At 69.3% G+C, this 6,396-nt stretch carries 8 protein-coding genes; 7 read left to right on the top strand and 1 reads right to left on the bottom strand.

The annotated features are described in order from the left end of the window. The 5 genes from OUA97_RS08460 to OUA97_RS08440 all read left to right on the top strand — a co-directional run. Positions 1-885, top strand: an 885-nt coding sequence (locus OUA97_RS08460; RefSeq protein WP_267231415.1) for a sensor histidine kinase, incomplete at its 5' end; no start/stop codon positions are given. A gap of 1 nt (position 886) precedes the next feature. Beyond that, positions 887-1,570, top strand: coding sequence for a response regulator transcription factor (locus OUA97_RS08455; protein ID WP_267231413.1), 684 nt, complete (start codon positions 887-889; stop codon positions 1,568-1,570). A 204-nt stretch (positions 1,571-1,774) separates the two neighbouring features. Next, a complete protein-coding gene (locus tag OUA97_RS08450) occupies positions 1,775-3,157 on the top strand; it encodes a pilus assembly protein TadG-related protein (RefSeq protein WP_267231412.1) in 1,383 nt (460 codons plus the stop codon). Continuing rightward, positions 3,154-3,711: a TadE/TadG family type IV pilus assembly protein gene (locus OUA97_RS08445; RefSeq protein WP_267231411.1), complete on the top strand. Its 558-nt coding sequence runs from the start codon at positions 3,154-3,156 to the stop codon at positions 3,709-3,711. Before OUA97_RS08450 ends, OUA97_RS08445 begins: the two co-directional genes overlap by 4 nt. Before the next feature lie 10 nt (positions 3,712-3,721). Then, on the top strand, positions 3,722-4,099 hold the full coding sequence (locus tag OUA97_RS08440) for a TadE/TadG family type IV pilus assembly protein (RefSeq protein WP_267231409.1): 378 nt from the start codon (positions 3,722-3,724) through the stop codon (positions 4,097-4,099). A 12-nt stretch (positions 4,100-4,111) separates the two neighbouring features. On the opposite strand, the gene OUA97_RS08435 is transcribed toward OUA97_RS08440, so the two are convergent. Next, positions 4,112-4,300: a hypothetical protein gene (locus tag OUA97_RS08435; protein WP_267231408.1), complete on the bottom strand. Its 189-nt coding sequence runs from the start codon at positions 4,298-4,300 to the stop codon at positions 4,112-4,114. A 96-nt stretch (positions 4,301-4,396) separates the two neighbouring features. Here OUA97_RS08435 and OUA97_RS08430 point away from each other — a divergent pair, with 96 nt between their 5' ends. Together OUA97_RS08430 and OUA97_RS08425 are read left to right on the top strand one after the other, a co-directional pair. Further along, a complete protein-coding gene (locus OUA97_RS08430; protein WP_267231406.1) occupies positions 4,397-5,374 on the top strand; it encodes an ABC transporter ATP-binding protein in 978 nt (325 codons plus the stop codon). Continuing rightward, on the top strand, positions 5,371-6,345 hold the full coding sequence (locus tag OUA97_RS08425) for an ABC transporter permease (protein ID WP_267231405.1): 975 nt from the start codon (positions 5,371-5,373) through the stop codon (positions 6,343-6,345). The genes OUA97_RS08430 and OUA97_RS08425 overlap by 4 nt, the downstream gene beginning before the upstream one ends. Positions 6,346-6,396 lie beyond the last annotated feature (51 nt).

Here is a 6,396-nt window from a genome sequence, read left to right as displayed (position 1 = left end):
ACCGGCGGCTGGCGCGAGCGGGCCCTGGCCTCGGACGGACGCGTGGTGGGCGCGGCTCGCTGGCTGCCGGGGACGCGCCATGGCCGCAAGGGCGAGGACGACGAGGTCGCCGCCGCGGTGGTCGACCTCGGGGCCTCGGCGATCGTGCGGGCGCGGCTGGGCGTCGAGAAGGCGGACATGGAGTTTCGGGCCCGCACCGAGCAATTGCGCACCATTCTGCTCGACGCCGTTTCGCACCATTTCCGTTCGCCGCTGGCGGGCATCCTCGGCTCGGCCACCAGCATCCTGAACCTGCCCGAGCAGCACGACCGCGAGGCGCGGCGCGAGCTGCTGCTGATCATCAAGGAGCAGGCCTACCGGCTGAACCGCTACGTCGAGAACTTCCTCAGCGTGGCGCGGCTGGAGTCCGGCGCGATCGACGTCAATCCGACCGAGGTGATGCTGGAGCCGCTGCTCTACGACGTCTGGGAGACGTTCGGCGAGGCGGGCGGGGCGCGCCGGTTCCTGCATGTCGAGGTCGGCGAGGCCAGCGTGATCGCCGACCGCAGCCTGCTGACCCAGGCGGCCGGCAACATCCTGGAGAACGCCATCAAGTTCAGCGCCGAGGGATCGATGGTCGCGGTGCGGGCGCGGCGGGCCGGCGAGGCGGTCGTGATCGAGTTCACGGACCAGGGCTGCGGCGTCGCCCCGGGCGCGGTCGAGCGGATCTTCGACCGGTTCTTCCGCGGCCAGTCGACCCCGGCCCCTGGCCTGGGGCTGGGGCTCTACATCACGCGGAGCCTGATCGAGATCCTGGGCGGTTCGGTCCGGGCGCAGAACCGGACGGACGGGGAGGGCGGGCTGGTGATCAGCGTCAGTCTGCCAGCGGCGGCGGGGAGGGAATGACATGGGCGCGGCGAGCATCCTGATCGTCGAGGACGAGGAACAGCTGCAGCGGATGCTCCGTTCGGCGCTGACCCAGGCCGGCTACCTGGTGGTGACCGCCAAGTCGGGGCTGGAGGCGCTGGAGCAGTTGGTGCGCCACGAGTTCGGGGTCGTGCTGCTGGATCTTGGTCTGCCGGACATGGACGGCAAGGAGGTGATCGCGCAGGCGCGCTCGATCTCGCGCGCGCCGATGCTGGTGGTGTCGGCCCGCGGCTCGGAGCGCGAGAAGATCGCCGCCCTGGACCTGGGCGCCAACGACTATGTCGCCAAGCCGTTCGACATGGGCGAACTGATGGCCCGCATCCGCGTGGCGCTGCGCATCCCGCAGTCGGCGGCGAGCGCAGGCAGGCCCGCGGCCCGCGGCCTGCATGTGGACGTCGCGGTGCGCCGCGCGACGGTGGACGGCGCCTCGGTGCGGCTGTCGCGCAAGGAGACCGAGCTGCTGGCGCTGCTGATGGAGGCGCGCGGCGAGGTGGTGACCCACGAGGCCATCATCGAGGCGATCTGGGGGCGCGGGACCGACGCCGACTACATGAACGTGCGGGTGCTGGCCTGGCAGGTGCGGCGCAAGATCGAGCCAGACGGCTCGGCGCCGCGGTTCCTGATCGCCGAGGCCGGACTCGGCTACCGGTTGAGCTTGGATTGAGGAATTCGCCAAGTCGACGTCAGTAAACGATGCTGCATATTGGGTGTTAAGATTCCTGTTAAGAAATTTTCGCGCGATCATTGTTTAGAGTTTGACGCTTGTTTCCCGTATTTGGTGTATGACTATTGAACTGAGTTCGGAGTTGGTCTTCTAATGAGGGCGGCGCCGTGCTCGGAGCGCCGGCCAGCAGGTGGGCTGTCTGTCATGGACGTAGTCTGCAAACCATCACATCGCGTGCGGCGGGGGCTGCTGTCGCGGCTGCGCGGCTTCGGCGCGGAGCGGCGCGGCAGCGTCAGCCCGATGCTGACCCTGATGATCATTCCGCTGGTCGGGATGCTGGGCATGGCCACCGAGGCGTCCAGCTGGTTCTTCGCCCAGCGCTCGATGCAGGCCGCGGCCGACGCCGCCGTCATGGCCGCGGCGACCAACGGCTGCGACGCGACCCAGGCGAGCTGTGTCACCGCCATGACTCCCTACTACGATGTCGAGGCCCGGTCGGTGGCGAGCCGCTTCGGGTACGTCAACGGGACTGCCGACACCACGGTGAGCGCGATCAACACCGCCGCCTGTCCGGCGCCGCTGACCGGTTCGAACTGCTACCGAGTGACGATCACCCGCAAGATGCCGATCAACCTGACCCGCATCGTCGGCTTCCAGGGCGATGCGGCGACCGAGGCGGGACGGGCGCAGACCGTCACGGCGTCAGCCATCGCCTCGCCGAAGCTCAAGGGAACCTATTGTCTTCTGGCGCTGGCGTCGGGCGGCGCGGGCGTCGAGGGCATTCGCTGCAACGGTTGCAACGCCGCCAACCTGGCGGGGTGCCGCGTGGGAACCAATGGTACGGCGCGCTGCAATGGCGGTAATTTGAACGCCGACGGTTCGGACGCGGTCGGCAACCGGAGCGACTGTGCCGCGGGCGGCGCCGGGACGACCGGGGTGGCGCCGATCGTTGACCCTTACAAATCTCTCGCGGCGAACATTCCGGCCGATCCGTGCAAAACGTACTCAAACACGACGACTGCAGTGACGACGCTGACTATCGATGGGGCGACACCGAAGACCTATTGCGGCGGCGTGACGTTCAGCAATGGCGTCACGATTTCGACCCCGACGGGCAGCGGCGTCATGGTGGTCAGGAAGGGCAGTCTCGTCGTGCCGGCCGGGAAGACGCTGAAGACCGCCGCCGGCTCTCACCTGACGATCATCTTCGCCGGACCTCATGGCAACGGTGACACCCACATCCTGAATGTGGATACCGCGGACTTCGCGGCGCCGACCTCCGGTGATTGGTCGGGGGTTGCAGTCTACCAGGAGCCGACTTTGACCTCGGGCGTTGATTGGTCAGCGTCGGGCAATCGTCCGACCTGGAACATCACCGGCCTCGTCTACATGCCGAATGCGGCATTGCAGATTGGCGGCATCGTCAACAAAGCCAGCAACGGCCATAACTGCTTCGCCTTGGTGGTCGACACATTCCGCTCCAATGGCACGACGACCTTTTTCGAGACGCAGACGGAGTGCCCGCAGGCGGGCCTGAAGCCGCCGACCGCGGACGTATACGTAACGAGAACGGCGCTGGTCCAATGAGCGCGCGCGGGCGGAGGGGGTTCTGGCGGGACGACAGCGGGGCGGCGGCGGCCGAGTTCGTGCTGTGGCTGTCGCTGCTGATCCTGCCGCTGATCAACGCCGTCGACCTGGGGGTCTATGTCTTCAAGAAGATGCAGGTCGAGATGGCCGCGCAAGCCGGAACCCATGCGGTCTGGCGCTCTTGCAACACGAGCGCGAAACTGCCGGCGATGACCAACTGCACGGGGCTGGCCGCGACCATCCAGGCGGCGGTGCAGTCGACCAGCTTGGGCGCGACGGTCACGGTGGCGAGCGGCAGTCCGGTCGAGGGCTATTACTGCGTCAACAGTTCGGGGGCGCTGACCCTCGTCGGGACCGCCGGCACGCTGGGCTCGGCCCCGAGCCGGCCCAGCCCGTTCACCTGCGCCGGTCAGTTCAGCGGCTCGACCACGGCGCCGGGCGATTATGTGCAGGTGACGGCGAGCTATCCCTACGAGCCGATCTTCAGCCAGGCCTCGCTGGCCAGCCTGCTGACCACGCCGATCACCAAGACCGCCTGGATGAGGCTGAACTGAGATGGGCGCGATGCGGACCCTGCTGGCCAGGCTGCGGCGCGAGGAGAAGGGCGCGGCGGCGGTCGAGTTCGTGCTGATCCTGATTCCGATGGTGATGCTGACCCTGGGGGCGATCAATCTCAGCCTGATGGTCTATACGGTCGCGACCCTGAACTATGCGGCCGAGGACGCGGCCCGTTGCCTGAGCGTGAAGAAGACGACCTGCACCACGGCAAGCGTGAACACCTATGCCCAGGCCCGCTACACGGGCCCCGGTGCGGCGACGTTCACCGGGACCAGCGCGGCGTGCGGCAATCGCGTGGTCGGCACGGTCGACTACGTGTTCACCACGGGGCTGACCTCGACGATCATCCCGCTGTCGTCGCAGGCCTGCTATCCGCTGACCTGAAGCGCGGGCGGCTCAGACCAGGTTGAGGCTGAGCTTGGCGGTGAAGCTGGGCAGCAGCAGCGTGTAGAGGGTGAGCGCGATCGCGTAGAGCGATCCGAGCACCGGACGGCCTTCGCGGAAATTGATCACCACGCCGGCCAGCAACGGGCCGCTGATCGGGCCGATGATGAAGTAGGGCGCCAGTCGCTTGAAGCGGGACACCTTCGACCCTCCAAGGACACTGCAGTCATCCGCGAAGATGGCCGCAAACAACGTCGTTAGCAAAAGATTAATCGCGGCGATGCGAGCCTTCCGGCCATGCTCACCGGGGCCGCCCCTGACGTCCTGCGCGTCGATGCGCTCGCCAAGCGTTTCGCTGGCGGGGGCGGGGTCGTCGACGTCTCCATGCGGCTGGCGGCGGGCGCCGTCACCGGGTTCATCGGCGTCAACGGCGCCGGCAAGAGCACCACGCTTCGCTGCATCCTCGGCCTGCTGAGCCCCGACGCCGGACGGATCGAGATGTTCGGCGCGCCGGCCGACCGCCACGCGCGGCGGCGGGTCGGCTTCCTGCCCGAGGAGCGCGGCCTGTTCCCGCGCGAGCGGGCGCGCGACGTCATCGCCTTTCACGCGCGGCTCAAGGGGCTGGACAAGCGGGCGGCCTTCCACGCCGCCGACCGGCTGTTGGAACGCATCGGCCTAGCCGAGCGCCGCCGCGCGCGGGTGGGCGAGCTGTCGAAGGGCAACGCCCAGCGGGTGCAGCTGCTCTGCGCGCTGGCCCATGGTCCGGACCTGCTGATCCTCGACGAGCCGTTTTCCGGCCTGGACCCGATCGCCCAGGGCGAGGTGCATTCGCTGTTCTCGGAATTCCGCGCCGGCGGCGGGGCGATCCTGTTTTCCACCCATGCGATGGCCGCGGCCGAGAGCCTGTGCGACCAGGTGGTGATCCTGGCCGGCGGCCGCACGGTGTTCGAGGGCGCGGTGGCCGAGGCGGCCGCGGCCTCGCCGCACGGGGCGGTGGTGGTGACCTCGGACGATGGCGGGCTGGCGCGGGCGGTGGCCGCGGTGGGCGGGGCGCTGACGCCGATGGCTTCGCGGATGGGCGAGGCGGCGCGCTGGCGCGTGACCCTGCCGCCCGAGGTGACGCATCCGGCGCTGATGCGGGCGCTGGCCGATCTCGGCGTGCCGATCTTTGCGTTCGAGCCGATCAAATCCGACCTGGAGGGCGCGTTCTGGCGGCTGGCGGCCGAGGCCCGGCCTGTCGAGACGGCCCCCGCCGAAGCCCGGCGGGTCGCATGAACCATCCGATCTGGCTGATCGCCGGCCGTGAGTTCCGCGCCTATGTGACTACCGCGAGCTTCTGGCTGGCGCTGGCGATCGGGCCGTTGCTGACCGGCGGGGCGATGCTGGCCCAGCGCACGCCGCCGGCCGCGCAGGAACAGTTGGTCATCGCCGCCGGGGCTGGCGGCTGGGAGGCGCGGTTCAGCGAGGATTTCCCACTGTCGCCGGCCGGACGCGCGCAGGTGCTTCAGGTGCTGCGCGGCGAGGGCCAGGCGGTGCAGGCCGCGCCGGCGCGGGCCCCGCGCGAGGCGGCCGACCTGTCGCGGTTGCTGCTGGTGCTGCTGCTGTGGGTGACGCTGGTCGGCTCGCTGGGCATGCTGCTGCAGGCGGTGGTGCGCGAGCGGGCCAACCGCGCGCTGGAAATCCTGATGTCGGCGGCCCGGCCGCTGGACGTGGTGCTGGGCAAGGTGCTCGGCGTCGGCGCGGTCTCTGTGCTGGTGATCGGGGCCTGGCTCGCCGCGCCGGCCGCTGCGGCGATGTCGGCGCCTGGGCTGTCCCTGGGCGCACTGGCGGCGTTCGCCGATCCGTGGGTGCTGCTGCGGGCGGCGGTCATCTATGGCCTGGCGTTCGGGTTCTACGGATTCCTCACCGTCGCCGCCGGGGTGATGGCGCGAGACAGCGCCGACGCCCAGAACCTGGCTCGGCCGATGTTCGCGGTGCTGCTGGTGGCGTTCTTCACGACCATGGCGGCCGCGGCGGGGGCGGCGGAGAAGACCGCGTGGCTGACCTTCCTGCCGCCGTTCACGCCGTTCATGCTGCTGGTGCGGCCTGCGCCCCCGGCGGTCGAGGCCGTGGCGATCGCCGAGCTGGCGCTGGTGACCGTGCTGGCCGGGTGGGGCGCGTCCGAAGTGTTGCGCAAAGGCGTCGCCTCGCCAGGTTTCCGCTGGCCGCGGCTGCTCCGGTCGAAGACGTCCGTGCGCGATTACTGAATTTACGGACTTCCTTCTAGGTTGTGAGGGAAGCGGTTCTCAAAGACACCA

This window comes from Phenylobacterium sp. 58.2.17 (genome assembly GCF_026411515.1).
Lineage (GTDB): Bacteria > Pseudomonadota > Alphaproteobacteria > Caulobacterales > Caulobacteraceae > Phenylobacterium.
The sequence above is the reverse complement of the archived record's forward strand: the minus strand, read 5'-3'. Positions and strand labels throughout refer to the sequence as shown.

What these genes read in the sequence shown, in the direction of transcription:
- OUA97_RS08455 (WP_267231413.1), top strand. Translation starts at nt 887, where the DNA reads ATGGGCGCGGCGAGCATCCTGATCGTCGAGGACGAGGAACAGCTGCAG.
- OUA97_RS08430 (WP_267231406.1), top strand. Translation starts at nt 4,397, where the DNA reads ATGCTCACCGGGGCCGCCCCTGACGTCCTGCGCGTCGATGCGCTCGCC.
- OUA97_RS08440 (WP_267231409.1), top strand. Translation starts at nt 3,722, where the DNA reads ATGCGGACCCTGCTGGCCAGGCTGCGGCGCGAGGAGAAGGGCGCGGCG.
- OUA97_RS08425 (WP_267231405.1), top strand. Translation starts at nt 5,371, where the DNA reads ATGAACCATCCGATCTGGCTGATCGCCGGCCGTGAGTTCCGCGCCTAT.
- OUA97_RS08445 (WP_267231411.1), top strand. Translation starts at nt 3,154, where the DNA reads ATGAGCGCGCGCGGGCGGAGGGGGTTCTGGCGGGACGACAGCGGGGCG.
- OUA97_RS08450 (WP_267231412.1), top strand. Translation starts at nt 1,775, where the DNA reads ATGGACGTAGTCTGCAAACCATCACATCGCGTGCGGCGGGGGCTGCTG.